This window comes from Streptomyces alkaliterrae (assembly GCF_007097205.2).
Taxonomy (GTDB): domain Bacteria; phylum Actinomycetota; class Actinomycetes; order Streptomycetales; family Streptomycetaceae; genus Streptomyces; species Streptomyces alkaliterrae.
In genome coordinates this window covers 1-430 of the sequence record NZ_VJYK02000725.1, presented here as the reverse complement: position 1 = coordinate 430, position 430 = coordinate 1, and the positions used below count along the sequence as shown (strand labels likewise).

Annotated in this window: 2 protein-coding genes; both read right to left on the bottom strand. The window is 71.2% G+C overall.

From position 1 onward, the window contains the following. Nucleotides 1-231 (bottom strand): DUF6691 family protein (locus FNX44_RS27665; protein WP_228450348.1); only part of this gene is annotated, 231 nt, incomplete at its 3' end. Beyond that, nucleotides 228-430 (bottom strand): YeeE/YedE family protein (locus tag FNX44_RS27660; RefSeq protein WP_153507831.1); only part of this gene is annotated, 203 nt, incomplete at its 5' end. The genes FNX44_RS27665 and FNX44_RS27660, both read right to left, overlap by 4 nt.

The window sequence follows — 430 nt, the reverse complement described above, 5'->3', positions numbered from 1 at the left end:
GGGCAGCTGGAAGCGCACGGCGAACCACGGCTGCGCGCGGCGCAGCACCCAGCGCTGGCCGACCGCACTAACCAACAGCGCCGCGCCCAGCACCCACACCAGGGTGGGATCGAAATCACCTGCAATGTCGAGGAAGCCGAGCACACGGCGCGCGTCGGTCATCCCCGAAAGCGCCAGCCCCGCACCGAACAGCGCACCCGCCGCTGCCGCGGCCCCTGTCGCGCGGCTCATGCCGGGCGTCCGCCGTGGCGGATGAGGAACGTCGTCAGCATCGCGCAGGCCATGAACACCAGCACCGCCAGCAGCGAGCGCTTCGAGCCGCGAGCCATGCCACAGACGCCGTGACCACTGGTACAGCCACTGCCCAAGCGGGTGCCGAAGCCCACCAGCAGGCCGGCGCCGATCAACTGCCAGGCAGGCAAGGCATCGC